This window comes from Sphingobium sp. WTD-1 (genome assembly GCF_030128825.1).
In the GTDB taxonomy this organism is placed as follows: Bacteria; Pseudomonadota; Alphaproteobacteria; order Sphingomonadales; family Sphingomonadaceae; genus Sphingobium.
Genome location: NZ_CP119127.1, coordinates 3,963,493 through 3,979,920 on the forward strand (window position 1 = coordinate 3,963,493; position 16,428 = coordinate 3,979,920).

Genomic DNA, 16,428 nt, shown 5'->3' on the forward strand with positions numbered 1-16,428 from the left:
GACCGCCGCCTATTGCGGTTAATCCCTATCCCGGCGCCATCAATCGATGCGCGAGATGAAGTCGGCAGCCGGGCGGCGCACCTTCTTCAGATTGACCAGCCAGTCGCCCTCGTCCGCGCGATAGCCCAGCGGCATGATCACCACCGAGCGCAGGCCGCGCGCCCGCAGGTCCAGTATCTCGTCCAGCGCAGCGGGGTCAAAGCCCTCCATCGGCGTCGCGTCCACCTCTTCAAAGGCGGCGGCGGTCAGCGCGATGCCAAGGCCCACATAGGCCTGGCGCGCGGCATGTTCGAAATTGGTCTGGGCGTCACGCTGCGGATAGGTGTTGAGCAGCATCTGGCGATAGGCTTCCCAGCCCTCGTTGCGGAAACCGCGCTCGTCATTGACCAGGTCGAACATGCCGTTGATCCGGTCGGCGGTATAATTGTCCCAGGCGGCAAAGACGACCAGATGCGACGCGTCGGTCACCTGCGCCTGGTCCCAGGCGATCGCCGGATCTTCGCCCGCAAATCCTTGTTGGTGACGACGATCACCTCGAACTGCTGCAACCCGCTCGACGTCGGCGCCAGCCGCACCGCCTCCAGGATGCGCTCCACCTTGTCCTCGGCCACCACCTTGTCCGGGTTCATCTTCTTGGTGGCATAACGCCAGTTCAGACGGTCGATCAGCATGAGAAATCCTTATATTGCAACGGCGCCAGCCTAAGCCCGGCCCATGACGCTTCGATGTAGCGCCCGCGCGCATGGAAATAAAGGTATCATATTGAAACCAAATATTGTGCCACGCATCCATGGCCTATTCCGCCCCGGCATGGAGAAGATGGTCTGAAAGCCACCATCGCCCGTCATTGCGAGCGCAGCGAAGCAATCCATCTCGCGCCGGCGGATTGCTTCGCTACGCTCGCAATGACGATGGCGGGCTTTGACGGCTAACGACCATTTGCGGCGGTAAAATCCTCCCCTGCAAGGGGAGGGGGACCACGCAGTGGTGGAGGGGTGTCGCCCTATCGAGAGCCCCCCTCCGTCTTGCCTTCGGCCATCCACCTCCCCTTGCAGGGGAGGATGGTCTTGAAGCGACCACAAGCGGACATTCAGTCAATCAACATCAAAAGGATTATCGAGAGTTTGCACAAGGATTTCGGCAGGAACGCAAGAGCTGCCCATGCGCTCCACGAATTTTGATGCTAGCCAACTTTCGTTGCCACCGCCGCCCTCCGCTTCGACTACTAAGGTTGCGAACTCAGCAGCAGTTACGAAGCCCTTGGACGGTAGCAGGTCTGTAACATGGACTGTAGGCCTGCCGCAGTAGCCTCCCATTACACAGATGTCTCGGAGCAAGAGATCGAAAGCATTGGGTTCCACAATCTCCACTTCCCGATCATCGCTGTGACACCAGAACTCGATGGTTCGTTCACCCATATAGGCGAACGTTCGGTCAACTATGCCCGCCTCGAATGAGTACCGAACGCCGATGCGAGCAAGCGGCGAAATCTCGTACCTTACCTCGCCGGGCTCTAGGATAAAAATAATAGGCTCGTCGAAACGATTTTCGAACACGGATATCGGCATCGTCACCGAGTACCATAGGAGAGGCTCCGGATGGAAAGGGGAATGTCCGCTACCCACCCATTCCTCCTTCTCCGCGCCTCCGCGCGAAAATCAATCACGCAGCACGCTCCGCCCATCCCCTCAAAGCCCCCTGACCCGCGCCTCGCCCCTGGCCCCCAGCATCAGCTCGCTCAGCCCCCAGACCAGCGCATCCGCCCGATCGGGCGAGCGCCCCGGCCCGACATAGCCACCGCCCGCCAGCAGCCCGCACATCTGGTCCTCCAGCTCCGGGAAGGCCCCGCGATGCGCCACCCGCCCGGCCTCATAGAGCGCCGCCACCGGCTCGGCCCGCGCCGCCTTGCCCCGGCTGGCATGGACCAGCCGCAGCGGCAGCGCCTCCTGCGCCGCGCGCAGCACGCTCGCCACCATGTCGCCGCCATTATTGGCCTCGGCCACCACCCGGTCGGCGCCATGGCCCTGCGCCGCCTGCGCTACCGCCCGCGCCCAGCCTTCGGGCGAGCAGCCCGTAACGCTTGCGTCGGCGATCACATAGCCGCGCCCGTCCCCGCCCAGCGCGACCACGACGATGCCGCACGCATCGCCGCCCGCCGTCGCCGGCGGATCGACCGCCACCACCACCCGCGTCAGCGCCCCCGGCACATGCCGCACCCGGCACGCCTCCAGCGCCGCGCGGGTCCACAGCGCCCCTTCCGCCTCCTCGATCAGTTCGCCGTCCAGTTCCTGCCGCCCCAGCCGCGTGCCACCATAAAGCCGCGTCACATCGTCGACAAAGCCGGCCGCCAGATGCGCTGCATTGTCCGCCGTCCGCCCCCGCGTCAGCACCACATCGGCGCCCTCTCTTGCCACCAGCGCCCGCACCAGCGGCACCGGGCGCGGCGTCGTCGTCGCCACCACGCGGGGATCGCGGCCCAGCCGCATCGCCATCATCATATTGTCCCAGGCCGCCTGCCCACCCGGCCATTTGCCGATCTCGTCGGTCCAGCCATGGCTGAACTGCGGCCCGCGCAGGCTTTCCGGCTCGGCCGCGCCGAACAGGCGCGCCTGCGCGCCATTGGGCCAGGTCAGCGTGCGCAGCGCCGGGGCATAGGCCGGCCTTGCCCACCAGGGCGCCACCGCCAGCACCCCGCTCGCCCCCTCCACCATCACACTGCGCGCCTCGCCCAGGGTCGCGCCGACCAACGCGATCCGCGCCTCGGGATCGCCCTCGGCAATGGCGCGCACCCATTCCGCCCCGGCCCGCGTCTTGCCGAAACCGCGCCCCGCCATCATCAGCCAGATGCGCCAGTCGCCCGCCGGGGCGAGTTGCGCCGGCCGCGCCAGGAAATGCCAGTCCCACCCCAGCCGCTCGGCGGCATCGTCGCTCAGCCAGCGCGCCAGTTCGGGCCAGACCGCCGCCTGCTCGACCCAGTCGCAATCGGCCATCCGCATCCCCGCCCCCTCCGCTTCTTCGTCATTCCCGCGAAGGCGGGAATCCATCTCCCGACCCTGCCTCGCGCAGGAGCCGGCACCATGAAGCCGCCCGCCCCCAAACCACGCGCAACAAAAAAGGCCGCCCGCAGGCGGCCTTCCAAAAAATCTCCGCGTCTCCGCGCGAACCAAATCCTATTTACGCGGCGCCATCCCGCCGAAGGTCACCAGGCTCTCGGCCCCGTCCTTGGCCACCGCCGCGACGCCGATGAAATGATCGTCGACCACAATGTCCTTCAGCACCGTCTGCGTGCCGCCGGTCACGACCCGGCTGTCGCTCCAGTCCTGCTTGTCGGCGCGCCGCCAATAGACCTTGTAAGCCGCAGCCCCCGGCACCGCGTCCCAGAAGACCCGCGTGTCCATCGACAGAGCGCCATCGAGCGATACCGTCGCCGGCGCCGCCGGCGCATCGGCCAGCCGCCGCAGCGTCGCGACATTGAGCGCCGTCACCTTAGCCAGATAGGGAAAGTCCATGCCCTCGACCGTGTCGCCATAGACCCGGCCATTTTCGGTGCGCAGATCCTGATGCTGCCGGTCATAATTTTCGATCCCCACCGAAAAGCGCACCGCCGGAAAGCCCAGGTCGAGGAAGGGCGAATGGTCGCCGCCGCGCCCGAACCGGTCGAACCGCCGCACCGCCAGCACTTCAAGGCCAATCTTGGGATCGGCCTGCGCAATGCCGTCGATCGCCTTGGCCAGCGCCCGCGACGGGCCGTCATCCTCACCGCCGATCGCCCGGCGCGTCATATTGGCCTTTTCATCGTCGCCCGCGCGAATCCCCTCGGAAAACACCCGAACCCGGTCGGCGACCACCTGACCATTCTGCCCAACGGTATTGCCGACAATATCATTGTTCAGCATCGCCCGCACATGCCAGCCGCGCGCCTTGGCCGTGCTGGCAAGCAGCTTGCCACCCCACAGCCCCTGTTCCTCGCCCGACAGCAGCGCATAGACGATCGTGCCGTTGAACTTCTGCCCGGCCAGCACCCGCGCCGCCTCGATCACCAGCGCCGTGCCCGACGCATTGTCATTGGCGCCCGGCGCATCGCTGCTGATATTCATGACATCGGTCACGCGGCTGTCGATATGGCCCGCGACGATCACCACCTCGTTGGGATCACCCGTGCCCTTCTGGATCGCCAGCACGTCGACCACCTCGACGCCGTCGGGCGCGCGCGGCCCGGTGAAGCGATCCGCCACCGTCTCGACGGTCAGACAGCCGCCACAACCCTTGCCGATCTTCTCGAACTCGGCCTTGCCCCAGGCCCGCGCCGCGCCGATCCCGCGCCTGGGGTCGGTCGCGCTCGACAGCGTATGGCGCGTGCCGAAGCTCACCAGTTTCTCCACGCTCGCCTTCAATCGCGCCGCATCGGGCGCAGAAGGCGCGGCGGGGGCCGCCAGCACTGGGGTTGCAAGAGCCGAAGCGGCGGCGAGCAGGATGATCTTCTTCATGGGGCGAGTGTCTTACCTGCCTGCACCGCCCTGTAAAGCGGCGCGACCCAACCGATCAGCGCGCCCCGCTTTCTTCCCGCCCGCGCGAAACCACCGCCGCCATCAGCGGCAGCACCAGCATCGGCAGCGCCGCCATCGCCTTCGCCGCCCACGGATGCGCGACCAGCCATCCCATCATCAGCGCGACCAGCGCCGTCCCGCTCCAGAACAAGGCCGCGCACAAGGCCAGGCTGGCAAGGACAATCCCGACCCGCACCGTCATTCCTCCACCACCCGCTGCGCCGCGATCACCGCCGGATCGCTGTCGATCGCGTGCAGATAGGCGGTGCGCTCGGCGGTCCCGCGCTTCAGCTTCGCCAGCCCGCGCGCCTGCTCCGGCGTCAGCATGATCCGCACATAGCCGCGCTCGACCAGGCACTGGTCCAGCGCCGCCTGCAATTGCGCGCGCACGTCGCTGCGCGTCATCGCCTGATATTTCGCGCCGAAATTCACCGTCCGCCGCGCCACATTGGCCGCGTCATGATGCATGCCGATATTCGCCGCCGCCATCAGCGGGCTGGCGTCGCCATCGCCGCCATAGGTCCGCAGGATCATCGCCAGGTCGACCATGCTCAGCGCATCCAGCGCCTGCGCCGTCTCCGGCCGCACCGTCACCGTCCTGTTCCGCGTCGCCTCCGCGCAGGCCCCCGCATCGCCGGCATAGTCGGCCAGCGACACGCCCGCCTTGGCCCAGCTTGTCGGCGGCGCGCCGCGCGCGCCCGCGTGCAGCAGCATCGCCATCGGCGCCACCAGCATCAGCGCCATCCTGCTCCGGGTCACACGCAGCATCCTCGCCTCCTCAGCCCCAATGCCGGTTCAGTGCCGCGCCTTCGCCCAGCGCCCGATCATCCAGATATGCAGCGCATGGATCGCCACCATGCCCGTCGCGATCGCCAGCAGCACCGGGATCACCAGCCCCTCCTGTCCTGCGCGCGGCGGCACCCACAAAGCCATCGCGCCGATGACCAGGATCAGCATCGTCCCCAGCACCGGCGTGAAGGCCAGCGCCACGGCCCGCGGCGCATGCCAGCTCACCGTCCCGGTCAGCGTCCATTGCATCGGCAGCCGGTCGATCGCCCGGAACCGCCGATCGGCGCGCAGCGACAGCGCGATCATCGCCCCCACCGCCGCCAACAGGATCAGCCCAACCAGCATCGCCCGATCTCCAAAGCCCGATCTCCAAAACCGCGCCCCGATCCTACCAGAAGAACCGCGCACCAGCAAAAGCCGACGGTGAAGGGCGAGCCTCGATTATCGCCCGCCCTTGCTTCGCTACGCTGGCAATGACGATGTTGAATTTGGACGGCTAACGAGCAGTTTCGGACTGTTCTCCCTCCCGTTTACGTGAGGGGAGTGGCACATTTTTTGTCAGACTTGAGGCGTTTCATTTTCTTGATTTTTACAAAAATGAACTGACTTCCCTCCCATGGCTGCATGGATGACGGCCGCCGGGGCGCAAGGAAACCCTGCCCAATAACGCGAAAGCAAATCGTTTCGTCATAACCAGATGTCATCATCTGACGTACAGGTGCAAAGTAGAATTCCTGCCATTTCTCTTCCTTTATCTGAAAATCCATGACTTGCAGGCCTGAATTTTTATCCGGGATAAAGTGCGGGTATTCCCAATGCGCATTTAGATGGCCATCAACCGCCAGCAGTCTTTTGGGATCATCCAAATTTTGACTGGCAGCAGGCGAAGCTGTGGAAACTACGATCAGGCATAAGCTGCGTGTAATGGGATTGATCATAAGGGAAGGCTGACAGTGATTTCCCTTGTTCGCAATTGTGCAATTGTGTCGAATGATTTTTTACAGCACAGCGTCAGCTGTTTCCGGTCAACTCTCCAAAAGCTGACATTCCGCTTCCCACCCATCCCGGCCATTTGACGGGCACCGAATGTGTCCACAAGGCCTAATGTTCCCCCATGGGCGGTCCTGCGATGCTGACGAAAATCAATGGATTGATGTTGGCGGAGGCATTTGCGCCGGCGCATCGCTCCATGGCTCTGTCGGCCGGGGAAGCGGCGGTTCGGGCGCTGACAAGTCGACAATGGACGGAGCGATTTGCGGTCCAGGCTGAAGGACAGGGCGTGCTGATTCCGGCGCGCCTCTATTTTGCGACTGACCGGCTGCGATTGAGCAAGGGCGATCCGGCCTGGGGTTTGGCGCGCGCGTTGCAGACGCGCAGCAGCGATGGCTTCCTGCGCCAGGCTGCCGCGCGCGATCTGATCGGCGATTTTCAGCCCTGGGCCGCCCCGTTCATCGTCGCGCTGATCGGCGAATATATCGTGGAGATACTGGAAGACATAGCGGCCGGTCTCACGCCGGACATGACCCTGGCGCTGGCCGCTTTCATTGCTGAAAACCCGGCCTATTGGCGGACGACCAAGTGCCGCGTGATGAGCTATTGGGACGCCTATTATCGACATGGTGGCTATGACATGCCCGTCATGGATGTGCCCCTCATGGAAGAGCCAAGTTATTGGGGCCGGGTGAAGCGCCGCATGCTGCGCTATTGGAATGTCGGCCATCGATATGATCGCGGCAATGGGATGCACCGCAGCTATCGACGGGACGAATATATCGGTTTCAAGCTGATCGATCGCCTCGACCGGGCCGTGGCTGGCCAGGCCTGACGATGGAGGCGAGGGGGCGTTCTGGCGGCGAGGCTCTCTGCAGGCTTTCGTGAGAAGAATGAAGCGCCCCGGCGCAAGCCTGTCCCGAGCGTCCTATCGGAACGCCTGGCGCCATTTGATCCCGCGAGCGACGGTTATGGGTGTTAGCGGAATGGCTGCTTCCGGGTATGAAAGCGGCAAAAGCGGACCTTTTCGGGTGGAAAGCCGATGGTCGGCTGTCATTGTGATGATGGCGTAAAGCGGACATACTTGAAGCTAGCGTAATATCGGCGAGGAATTCGACCAGTGCTAGGTTTCGTGGACAAAGGGTATCCATTGCAGGGCTGAGACGAGATTGACGAAGCCGAGGTAGGACTCTTTGGTTTTGTCGTATCGAGTTGCGATACGCCGCCAGTTCTTGAGTTTGTTGAAGAGGCGTTCGACAAGATTGCGCCAACGGTATTTTTCGCGATCGTGTGGGATTGGATCGCGCCGATTGCTTTTGGCGGGAATGACAGCCTCAACGTCAGCATTGGCCAATTCCTCGCGGATGGCATCTGCATCGTAGCCCTTGTCCGCCAACAATGCCTCGATCTTATGAGCAATCAAACGGAACAGCGGGCCAAAGCCTTGGATATCGTGGCTCTGGCCCGGCGTCAGGACAAAGCCGAGCGGTCGGCCTTTGGCATCGCAGCGGGCGTGGAGCTTTGTGCTGAATCCGCCTCGCGATCGGCCAAGCGCCTCGGTTTCCTGAGTCCCTTTTTTATGCCGACGGCACAATGATGTGCTCGGACCACGGTGCTGTCGATCATGTCCGCAGTGGCATCACGAGCCACCATTTCGCCCAGTGTCTCGAGCATCGCCTCGAACACCCCGGTCGTAACCCAGCGCCGGTAGCGGCGGAAAACGCTGTTCCACTTGCCATATTCATCCGGCAAGTGGCGCCATTGCGAACCTGTGCGGGCGATCCACATCATGCCTTCGAAATACAGCCGGTTGTCCTGTGCTGGACGACAGCCACGACCACGCTCAGATGGCAGTAATGTGCCGATGATCCCCCACTCGTCCTCCGTCAGCCCAATACGCTCGCCCAACGCCACCTCCAAAAGGCAGCCTTGAATCAACGCCCGATCCTGCTGTCAACCTTTGTCCACGAAACCTAGAAGACCCAGCTCCAAAAGCCGCCCTCGAAAACCCTGCCGTCCACAGCCCAGCCGATCCATCATGCCACCACCGACCGACGCCGGCGAGTCGCAATTATCGACTTTCCCCTTCTCTGCCCGATCATCGTGACGATGTCAAGCAGAATGTTCCATATGGGTTACGCAACCTTCCCCAGCATCCGCGCCTCCAGCGCCATCGCCGCGGCAAAGCTCGGCCGCGCCCGCAGCCCGTCGAGCCAGGCCCTCACCCTGGGCCAGCGGCCGTCCTTCAACCCGTTGCTGCAATAGCAGACATTGATCAGCGGACAGGCCACCGCAATGTCGGCCAAAGTGAAGCGATCCTCCACCAGCCAGCCGCTGTCGGGCAGAACCGCCTCCAGATAATCATAGATGCCCGGCATCTTCTCCGCCTCTGCCCGGTCGGCACGGGCCGGGTCATGCGGCATGTCGAGCAGCTTGCCGACCACCCGGTTGAAGAAGATGTCGACGCCCACCGGCTGGGCGATGGTGTCGGCAAATTCCTCATACCATATCGTCCGCGCCCGCGCCTTCGCCTCGATAGGTATCAGGTTCGGCTCGGGATGCAGCGCATCCATATAGGTTATGATTGCGGTCGAATCGCTGATCGCGAAGTCGCCATCGACCAAGGCCGGGATCTTGCCGAAGGGGGACGCCCGCTCGAACGCCTCGCCGCCCTTGCCGAACCCGGCCGGCCGCACCTCGACATCGATCCCCTTTTCCGCTGCAAAGACAATGACCTTGCGCACAAAGGGCGACGGCCGCGCGCCATAGATGATCATGCACCCACTCCTGCTTTTCTGGTGGTGGAGCGCCGACCCTGCCAGATAAGTCCCATAATGCAACGATATTAATCGCCCCACCGTCAGGCGCGCACTCCGCTTCTGGTCGCAATCCCTTTCACTGCCCCGCCGGGGCATAGGTCCAGTTCTGGGCGTTGCTGCCGTCCATCATCGCCGTTTCGGCCATCAGCAGCCGGCCTTCGCGCCAGTAGCGGATGCGCTGGGGATAATCATGGTCGGGATTGGCGAAGCTGATGTCGCGCACCCCCTGCTCCAGCACGGGGAAGATCGTCTCCTTGCCGCCCTCTGGCGCCGCATGCAGCGTCAGCGTTCCGTCCGCCGCGCGCACGATCCGCATCACTTCCCAGCTTTGCAGGCTTTCGCCCCGCCCGTTGCGCCCCATGCCGATCATCACCCCGCCGCGCGGCAGCGACCAGAGTTCCTCGGTCCAGCGGTCGCCCCGTTCCTGCTGCCATTCGCCGGTCAGCCACTCGGGCAGGTCCGCCGCCCGCGCCAGCGGCGCCCCGCCCAGCATCAGTGCCGCCAGCATGATCGATACGCTCTTCTTCACCCGCTACACCCTCTGTCCAGACCCGCGACCCTGCGCTATGGAGCGCGCAACATCTCTCCCGCTATCTCGGACCGGCCAGCGCGCCGGGCAAGGACAAATCTATGACTTTTCGTATGCCTGCCGAATGGGCGCCGCACGACTGGACCTGGATCGGCTTCCCGACCAACCCGGACGAATGGCCCGGCGCCTTTGACGGTGCCCGCCGCCAGATCGCCGATTTCGCCAGTGCGCTCCATGCCGATGGCAAGAGCGAAGATGTGCGCCTGGTCGTCGCGAATGAGGCGGATGCCGACGCTGCGCGTGCGCTGGTCGCGCCGGGTGTCACCATCGCCGTCCACAATCTGGGCGACGTATGGCTGCGCGACACCGCGCCGATCGCCGTGCTGAACGGCGTGACCGGGGAGCGCGCGCTGGTCGATTTCGGCTTCAACGGCTGGGGCGGCAAATATCAGATGCCCGGTGACGAGGATATCGGCGCGCGCCTGGCCGCAACCACCGGCATGGCGACCTCGACCCAGAATTGGGTGTTCGAGGGCGGCGCGATCGACACTGACGGCACCGGCCTGTTCGTGACGACCGAGCAATGCCTGCTCAACCCCAACCGCAACCCGGACCTTGATCGCGGCAAGATCGAGACGCTGCTGGCCGGCGCGCTCGGCCTGTCCGACATGCTGTGGCTGGGCGATGGGCTGCTCAACGACCATACCGACGGCCATGTCGACAATCTTGCCCGTTTCGTCGCGCCGGGCAAGCTGGCGCTGCCGATCGCGACCACGCCCGACGATCCCAACACCGCCATCTACGCCGACGCCCGCGCCCGCGCCAAGGCGCATGGCGTCGACGTGGTCGACATCCCCTCGCCCGGCCTGGTACTGGTCGATGGCGAAGCGATCCCGGCCAGCTACATGAATTTCTATGTCGGCAATGCCGCCGTCATCGTCCCCATCTATGGCCAGCCCAATGATCAGGCGGCGCTCGACGCCTTCGCCCCCTTCTTTCCGGGGCGTCAGATCATCGGCCTGCGCAGCGACGCGATCCTGTCGGGCGGCGGCAGCTTCCATTGCTGCAGCCAGCAGATGCCCTCGCTGATCTAGGGGTTAGTCCCCGTTGCGGGGATGCGCATGCGGGCGCAATTTCCGGGCCGGGCGGCGCAGCGTCGCCCGGCTTCAGGAGCATTGCCCCATGTTTCGTCCGATCCTTGCCACTTCACTGATCCTGCTGGGCGCCAGCGCCGGCATCGCCCAATTGCCCAGCATCGTCGGCATGGGCGCTGAAAACGCCGCTGGCGTACTGGGCTATTGCGTCAAGAACCGCCTCGTCGACGCGACAAGCGCCAATGCCATGCTGGACAAGCTGAACAAGAAACCGGGCGTCAAAGGCTCGGGCGCGTTCAAGTCCGGCGAGAGCGGTATCATCCATGCCGGCAAGAAGGACATTTCGCTCGGCAGCCTGAAGGGCGATGCCAAGGGCAAGATGTGTTCCATGGTGCTCAAGCAATCGGCTTCCCTGCTGTAGGCGCTTCGCGGTAGCGCGGCGGCGCCATAGCCCCTATATCGCGCGGCGAACCCATCATGGAGTGATGAATGACCCGCGTGACCGTCGCCGCCCTGCAGCTCGCCTTTTCGGACGACATGGCTGACAATATCGCCATGGTCGCCGATCATGTGACCAAGGCCGCCGCCCGCGGCGCGAAGATCATCCTGCCGCCCGAGCTGTTCGAGGGCCATTATTTCTGTCGGGTCGAGGACGAAGCCCTGTTCGACCGCGCCCAGCCGACCGACCAGCACCCCGCCGTGCAGGAAATGCGCAAGCTGGCCAAGGATCTGGGCGTCTATATCCCGACCAGCTATTTCGAACGCGACGGCCATCATTATTACAACTCGCTCGCCATGATCGATGATGAGGGCGAGATCATGGGCGTCTATCGCAAGAGCCACATCCCCGACGGTCCGGGCTATGAGGAAAAATATTATTTCCGCCCCGGCAATAGCGGGTTCAAGGTGTGGCCGACCAAATATGGAACCGTGGGCGTCGGCATCTGCTGGGACCAATGGTATCCCGAAACCGCGCGCTGCATGGCGCTGATGGGCGCCGAAATGCTGTTCTACCCGACCGCGATCGGCTCCGAACCCTATGATGCGGAGCTGGACACCAGCCGCATGTGGCGCCGCGCGATGATCGGCCATGCCGTCAGCAACTGCATGCCGGTGATCGCCGCCAACCGCATCGGCGAGGAAGAGGGCCAGAAATTCTACGGCCACAGCTTCATCAGCGATGAATGGGGCGACTATCTCGCTGATGCTGACGCGAAGGACAACGGCGCGCTGGTCGCCACGCTGGACCTTGCCAAGGCGAAGATCCACCGCGCCGGCATGGGCTTCTTCCGTGATCGCCGCCCCGAACTTTACGGCCGCATCGCGCAGGATATCTGATGGCGCCCGCTGCCCGGACCCGGATCGGCTGATGCCCTCTATCCTGGTCTATATCGCCGCCGCACTGGCCGAAATCGCCGGCTGCTTCGCCTTCTGGGCCTGGCTGCGGATGGACAAGTCGATGCTGTGGCTGATCCCCGGCACGGGGTCGCTGCTGCTCTTCGCCTGGCTGCTGACCCTGGTCGATGCGGCGGCGGCCGGCCGCACCTATGCGGCCTATGGCGGCGTCTATATCAGTTCGGCCCTGCTCTGGCTCTGGCTGGTCGAAGGCGTGCGACCGGACCGATGGGACATGGCCGGCGTGGCGCTCAGCCTGGTCGGCGCGGGCGTCATCCTGTTCGGCCCGCACCGCGCCTAATTGGCGGACGTCAGCCCCGCCAGTTCCACCGCCCGCGCAAATACCGCCTCGAACATCTCCGCCGTCAGCCGGTTGGTATTCTGGTTGTAGCGCGAACAATGATAGCTATCGATCAGCATCCGCCCGTCGGGCATGCGATGCTCCGCGCCATGGGCAAAGCGCGCCTTGGGCAGCTTGCCACCAAGCACCTTCACCGCCGACTGATGCGCGATCTCGCCCAGCGCCACGAAGGTCCGCGCCCGCGGCAGTTGCGCCACGCCGTCAGCCAAAAACGGCCGACAGGCATGCACCTCGGCCGGCACCGGCTTGTTCTGCGGCGGCAGGCAACGGACCGAATTGATGATGATCGCATCGCGCAGTTCCAGCCCGTCATCGGCCCGCGCCTCATAATTGCCCTGCGCCAGGCCGAACTTCTTGAGCGTCGCGAAGAACAGTTCGCCCGCGACATCGCCGGTGAAGGGCCGGCCTGTGCGGTTCGCCCCCTGCTTGCCCGGCGCCAGGCCGATGATGCCGATCCGCGCCATCGGGTCGCCAAAGGCGGGCACCGGCGCGTTCCACCAGTCGGGATGTTCCGCCCGGCATTCCGCGCGCAGCGCAACCAAGCGCGGACAAAGTGGGCAGTCGCGGGGCGGTTCGCTTGAAAGGGGGCTTTGCAGGATCATGGCGCTCAGATAGGCGCTGCACCATGCCGGACACAAGCCGCCACCTTTATGCGCTCTCGATCGGCTCGAACCGGCCGCTCTCCGCCCCGCTGACGCCGCCGCGCCTGCTGGCCGAAGCGGTGCGACGGATCGGCGCGCTGGGCGATGTGGTCGCCCTGTCCCCGACGATCGAGACGCCGCCGCTCGGCCCCTCGCGCCGCCGTTTCGCCAATGCCGCGCTGCTGGTCGACAGCGCCCTGCCCCCGCCCGCCATGCTGGCCGCGCTGCAGGGCATCGAGACCGGCCTTGGCCGCCGCCGCTTCCAGCGCTGGGGCGCGCGCCGGCTCGACATCGACATCATCCTCTGGTCGGGCGGACACTGGCGCAGCCGCGACCTCACCATCCCCCACCCCGCCTTTGCCCAGCGCGACTTCGTCCTGCGCCCGCTCAGCGCCATCGCGCCCGAGTGGAAATGCCCGCCTTCCGGGCAGAGCGTGCGGCATCTGCACGCGCTTTTGCGAAAAGCATCCTATCATCGTGCCACAAGAGGTTGACCAGCCGCCCGCACGCCACTAGTGCGAGCGGTCTCGACAGGGGGTCCATAGCTCAGTCGGTAGAGCAACTGACTTTTAATCAGTAGGTCGCTGGTTCGAACCCAGCTGGACTCACCATTTTTAACCTGCAATCAGATACTTAACGCACTTCACTTTACAAGATCGAGGTGCGGTCGGCTCTGAACGTGTACAAAAGTGTGCGCTGGCACCTCAGACTTTTCAGACACATAACCCTTGGGCTTTGTGTCACCAAAAATCAGAAGGTCGGAATATAGCCTGAGATGTTGCACTGACATTTGGGCATATCGCCTGACCAGAACCTCGGACTTCCAGCCGCCCAACTCCCGAAGTACCCAAAGTTTTTTTACAAAAGACGATGACTGTGGGGCCGTTTTGCGCGCCCCCTTCGATGATGGCTCGTGCATGAACTGAGCATAGGCAAGCCAAGCATAACGACAAATCTCTGGCCCAGGACGCCTATTCTACACGTCGATCCTCTCAGTCTTCGGGGGCGATCCGGATCGTCATTCCATCCAGTTCGGCGGACATAATGATCTGGCAGGATAGCCGACTGTCGGAATCCCGATGATCGGAGCTATCGAGGAGATCATTTTCATCGTCGCTCATGGCGGAGATTGCGGCCGGAAACTTCGGATCGACATAGACATGGCAGGTCGCGCAGGAGCAGCAGCCACCGCATAACGCCAGCAGTTCGTCAAAGCCGTTGTCGCGCAAAATCTCCATGATGGACAGGCCGGAGGTGGCCTCGACCATCCGCTCCTCCCCGGAGCGATTGACGACTATCAGGCTGGGCATCGATATTTCTCCTGCGGGATAGGCTCAGGCGGCCAGTTCGGCTTCGATCAGCGCTCGGGCGCCTTGTAGGAATGGCGGCACATGCAAATAAGGCAGAATGGCGAGCTTCAAGTCATCGGCCAGGCCCGATATCAGCCGCGTCGAAAGGATATTGGCGCCACTCGCGTTGCGGACATAGGCCCATACACCATAGAAGCGCAGCGTTTCGGGGCTGACATATTTGCCGCCTGCCGCCTGATAGCGGGCCATGAAGCGCTGCCAGTCGAGCGACGGACCGACGGTAACGTTGACATAGCCCAGTTCCTCGGCCGGATCGCCGATATGCGCGAATTCCCAGTCGACCAGTGCGGTCATCTGCCCGTCTTCGATCAGGAAATTATGAAAGCCGATATCGCCATGGATCAGGCGAGGCGTGCCGGAACTGTCGGGGATATTGTCGAGCAGCCAGCCATAAAGTGCTACCAGAGCTGGCGACGGCGTATGCTGTTCGCGCAGGTAGAAATCATACCAGTTGCGGATATAGCGTTCGACGCAATCGCGCAGCGGCAGGTCCCACAGTTCGGTGCGGATCGTATCGGTGAGGTCGCCGAGTTTCCGCAACGGCTCGATCGCGTGCAATTGCGCCATCTTGTCCGCCAATATATCGGCCAGGTCCTCCGGGATCGCCGATTGCGCGCCAAAGAAATTGCCGGCGACCTTGCCCCCGGCCTTGCGCATGACGATGAAATGGCCACCGGGCAGCAGCGGATGATCGGTATCCAGCCACAAGGCTTCGGGGGCGGGAAAGCCCTGTTCAAACGCGGCGCGAATGACCGGATATTCGCGGTGGATGAGATGGCAGGAGGTATCCAGCCCGGCATTTTCGCCAATGTCGCGCCGGATGACATATTCGCCCGACAGGCTTTGCCCTTCCACCGCGAAGATCGTGGTCTGCTTGCCGAAGCCGCCGGAAATGGGATGCAGGTCGGTAACGACGAGACCGGGATCGTCGAACCGGTCGCGCAGATAGGCCGTCAGCTTTTCGCGCGTAATCTCGGTCGCATTCTCGTCGATCGCGCCGACGGACTTGCCGATCTGGGCCTGCCGATCGGCCGTTTCCCAATCGACCAGGGTCCGCAGCAGCGCCAGCCGCCAATCCGCCGGCACATTGGCGGCATTGGCGTTCTGGACCGCGCGCTGGGCACTGGCCAATGCGGCGGTCCATTGCGCCTCCAGCCCGGCCAGTTCGTCCATGTCTTGCGCCTGCGCGATCACACGGCGCGTTTCAGTCGCGTCGATCAATTCGCCCAGCCCGTCGAGCGTCTGCGCCAACTGGCGAAATTGCCCGCGGACATGCGCCACGCCGCCGGCTTCGCGCGCCTGCATCAGGCCCAGCGCATGCGCCACCGATTGCGCTGCCGATCCGTCGATCCCGCTATCCGCCAGCAGTGGTAGCAAGCGCGCAAATTCGATCCGGGCAGCATCCAGCAGGCGATTGGCGGGAATCAGCATAATCTCTCCATCGGCGGCATCCTTTGCATATTTGGACGCTTGCATATCATAATCATATATACGCATATCAATGCCGAGAGCAACGCCGGGAATGAAGCCGGCAGGCCCGACGCAATTTGCTGGACGAATCCAGTAAGCTAGATTACTTATTAGGTCGCAAGCTTACATTTGGCGGGCGCAGAACCGCCACACAGGAAGGGATCTGACAATGGCCACGCAAATCATCCTGCCCAAATTGGGCTTCTCGATGAACGAGGGCATGCTGGCCGAGTGGATGGTCGTCGACGGCGGCGAAGCAAAGGCGGGCGAACCGCTGTTCGCTTTGGAAAGCGACAAGTCGACCCAGGAGGTGGAAGCCCCCGTCTCGGGCACGCTGCGTATCTTCAAGCAGCCCGGCGAGACCTATGAAGTGGGCACTATCCTGGGCGAAATCGAATAGCCGCCCGCGCCGCCGCAATCATA

At 63.7% G+C, this 16,428-nt stretch carries 21 protein-coding genes, 1 tRNA gene and 1 pseudogene; 8 read left to right on the plus strand and 15 right to left on the minus strand.

Translation table 11 applies throughout. The features are described 5' to 3' along the window. Positions 1 to 39 precede the first annotated feature (39 nt). The 9 genes from N6H05_RS19660 to N6H05_RS19700 form a co-directional block, all read right to left on the minus strand. The gene (locus N6H05_RS19660) at positions 40 to 468 is read right to left on the minus strand and encodes a nitroreductase family protein (protein WP_284111286.1); all 429 of its coding nucleotides are present in this window, start codon (positions 466 to 468) and stop codon (positions 40 to 42) included. Continuing rightward, complete coding sequence (locus N6H05_RS19665) at positions 465 to 671, minus strand: nitroreductase family protein (protein WP_284111287.1); 207 nt, start codon at positions 669 to 671, stop codon at positions 465 to 467. The genes N6H05_RS19660 and N6H05_RS19665 overlap by 4 nt, the downstream gene beginning before the upstream one ends. Before the next feature lie 423 nt (positions 672 to 1,094). Next, positions 1,095 to 1,556, minus strand: a complete 462-nt coding sequence (locus N6H05_RS19670) for a hypothetical protein (RefSeq protein ID WP_284111288.1) — start codon at positions 1,554 to 1,556, stop codon at positions 1,095 to 1,097. 132 nt (positions 1,557 to 1,688) lie between these two features. Continuing rightward, entirely contained in the window at positions 1,689 to 2,996 is a 1,308-nt protein-coding gene (locus tag N6H05_RS19675) for a DNA-packaging protein (RefSeq protein WP_284114277.1), read from the minus strand. A 174-nt stretch (positions 2,997 to 3,170) separates the two neighbouring features. After that, complete coding sequence (locus N6H05_RS19680) at positions 3,171 to 4,487, minus strand: M28 family peptidase (RefSeq protein WP_284111289.1); 1,317 nt, start codon at positions 4,485 to 4,487, stop codon at positions 3,171 to 3,173. A gap of 55 nt (positions 4,488 to 4,542) precedes the next feature. Further along, complete coding sequence (locus tag N6H05_RS19685; RefSeq protein ID WP_284111291.1) at positions 4,543 to 4,749, minus strand: hypothetical protein; 207 nt, start codon at positions 4,747 to 4,749, stop codon at positions 4,543 to 4,545. Then, positions 4,746 to 5,315 (minus strand): hypothetical protein, encoded by a 570-nt coding sequence (locus N6H05_RS19690; RefSeq protein ID WP_284111292.1) that lies wholly within the window; start codon positions 5,313 to 5,315, stop codon positions 4,746 to 4,748. Before N6H05_RS19690 ends, N6H05_RS19685 begins: the two co-directional genes overlap by 4 nt. A gap of 27 nt (positions 5,316 to 5,342) precedes the next feature. After that, complete coding sequence (locus N6H05_RS19695; RefSeq protein WP_284111293.1) at positions 5,343 to 5,681, minus strand: hypothetical protein; 339 nt, start codon at positions 5,679 to 5,681, stop codon at positions 5,343 to 5,345. Positions 5,682 to 5,866: 185 nt separating this feature from the next. Beyond that, positions 5,867 to 6,274, minus strand: a complete 408-nt coding sequence (locus N6H05_RS19700) for a hypothetical protein (RefSeq protein WP_284111294.1) — start codon at positions 6,272 to 6,274, stop codon at positions 5,867 to 5,869. 191 nt (positions 6,275 to 6,465) lie between these two features. On the opposite strand from N6H05_RS19700, the gene N6H05_RS19705 reads away from it, so the two are divergent. Continuing rightward, positions 6,466 to 7,161, plus strand: coding sequence for a hypothetical protein (locus tag N6H05_RS19705; protein WP_284111295.1), 696 nt, complete (start codon positions 6,466 to 6,468; stop codon positions 7,159 to 7,161). A 288-nt stretch (positions 7,162 to 7,449) separates the two neighbouring features. Here N6H05_RS19705 and N6H05_RS28315 read toward each other — a convergent pair. The 3 genes and pseudogenes from N6H05_RS28315 to N6H05_RS19725 all read right to left on the minus strand — a co-directional run bounded on the left by N6H05_RS28315 (position 7,450) and on the right by N6H05_RS19725 (position 9,674). Beyond that, positions 7,450 to 8,240: pseudogene (locus N6H05_RS28315) on the minus strand (IS5 family transposase). 221 nt (positions 8,241 to 8,461) lie between these two features. After that, entirely contained in the window at positions 8,462 to 9,103 is a 642-nt protein-coding gene (locus N6H05_RS19720; RefSeq protein ID WP_284111296.1) for a glutathione S-transferase family protein, read from the minus strand. A 118-nt stretch (positions 9,104 to 9,221) separates the two neighbouring features. Continuing rightward, positions 9,222 to 9,674, minus strand: coding sequence for a DUF6265 family protein (locus tag N6H05_RS19725; protein ID WP_284111297.1), 453 nt, complete (start codon positions 9,672 to 9,674; stop codon positions 9,222 to 9,224). Positions 9,675 to 9,775: 101 nt separating this feature from the next. On the opposite strand from N6H05_RS19725, the gene N6H05_RS19730 reads away from it, so the two are divergent. The 4 genes from N6H05_RS19730 to N6H05_RS19745 all read left to right on the plus strand — a co-directional run bounded on the left by N6H05_RS19730 (position 9,776) and on the right by N6H05_RS19745 (position 12,464). Continuing rightward, positions 9,776 to 10,768, plus strand: a complete 993-nt coding sequence (locus N6H05_RS19730) for an agmatine deiminase family protein (protein ID WP_284111298.1) — start codon at positions 9,776 to 9,778, stop codon at positions 10,766 to 10,768. A gap of 88 nt (positions 10,769 to 10,856) precedes the next feature. Beyond that, entirely contained in the window at positions 10,857 to 11,189 is a 333-nt protein-coding gene (locus tag N6H05_RS19735) for a DUF2501 domain-containing protein (protein WP_284111299.1), read from the plus strand. Between the two features lie 68 nt (positions 11,190 to 11,257). After that, positions 11,258 to 12,106: an N-carbamoylputrescine amidase gene (aguB, locus tag N6H05_RS19740; protein ID WP_284111300.1), complete on the plus strand. Its 849-nt coding sequence runs from the start codon at positions 11,258 to 11,260 to the stop codon at positions 12,104 to 12,106. Positions 12,107 to 12,137: 31 nt separating this feature from the next. Continuing rightward, positions 12,138 to 12,464 (plus strand): YnfA family protein, encoded by a 327-nt coding sequence (locus tag N6H05_RS19745; RefSeq protein WP_284111301.1) that lies wholly within the window; start codon positions 12,138 to 12,140, stop codon positions 12,462 to 12,464. Here the strand turns inward: N6H05_RS19745 and N6H05_RS19750 are convergent. Beyond that, a complete protein-coding gene (locus N6H05_RS19750) occupies positions 12,461 to 13,126 on the minus strand; it encodes a uracil-DNA glycosylase (RefSeq protein WP_284111302.1) in 666 nt (221 codons plus the stop codon). The two genes, N6H05_RS19745 and N6H05_RS19750, sit on opposite strands and share 4 nt — an antisense overlap. Positions 13,127 to 13,149: 23 nt before the next feature. Here N6H05_RS19750 and folK point away from each other — a divergent pair, with 23 nt between their 5' ends. Both folK and N6H05_RS19760 read left to right on the plus strand, forming a co-directional pair. Further along, complete coding sequence (gene folK, locus N6H05_RS19755) at positions 13,150 to 13,659, plus strand: 2-amino-4-hydroxy-6-hydroxymethyldihydropteridine diphosphokinase (RefSeq protein WP_284111303.1); 510 nt, start codon at positions 13,150 to 13,152, stop codon at positions 13,657 to 13,659. 41 nt (positions 13,660 to 13,700) lie between these two features. Further along, positions 13,701 to 13,776 (plus strand) — tRNA-Lys (locus tag N6H05_RS19760). 381 nt (positions 13,777 to 14,157) lie between these two features. On the opposite strand, the gene N6H05_RS19765 is transcribed toward N6H05_RS19760, so the two are convergent. Both N6H05_RS19765 and N6H05_RS19770 read right to left on the minus strand, forming a co-directional pair. Next, positions 14,158 to 14,475 carry a 2Fe-2S iron-sulfur cluster-binding protein gene (locus N6H05_RS19765; protein WP_284111304.1) on the minus strand — a complete coding sequence of 106 codons (318 nt, stop codon included), beginning with the start codon at positions 14,473 to 14,475 and terminating at the stop codon, positions 14,158 to 14,160. 24 nt (positions 14,476 to 14,499) lie between these two features. After that, complete coding sequence (locus N6H05_RS19770; protein ID WP_284111305.1) at positions 14,500 to 15,966, minus strand: phosphotransferase family protein; 1,467 nt, start codon at positions 15,964 to 15,966, stop codon at positions 14,500 to 14,502. Positions 15,967 to 16,174: 208 nt separating this feature from the next. Between N6H05_RS19770 and N6H05_RS19775 the strand changes: the two genes are divergently transcribed. Continuing rightward, positions 16,175 to 16,405 (plus strand): biotin/lipoyl-containing protein, encoded by a 231-nt coding sequence (locus tag N6H05_RS19775; RefSeq protein WP_284111307.1) that lies wholly within the window; start codon positions 16,175 to 16,177, stop codon positions 16,403 to 16,405. Positions 16,406 to 16,428: the final 23 nt, after the last annotated feature.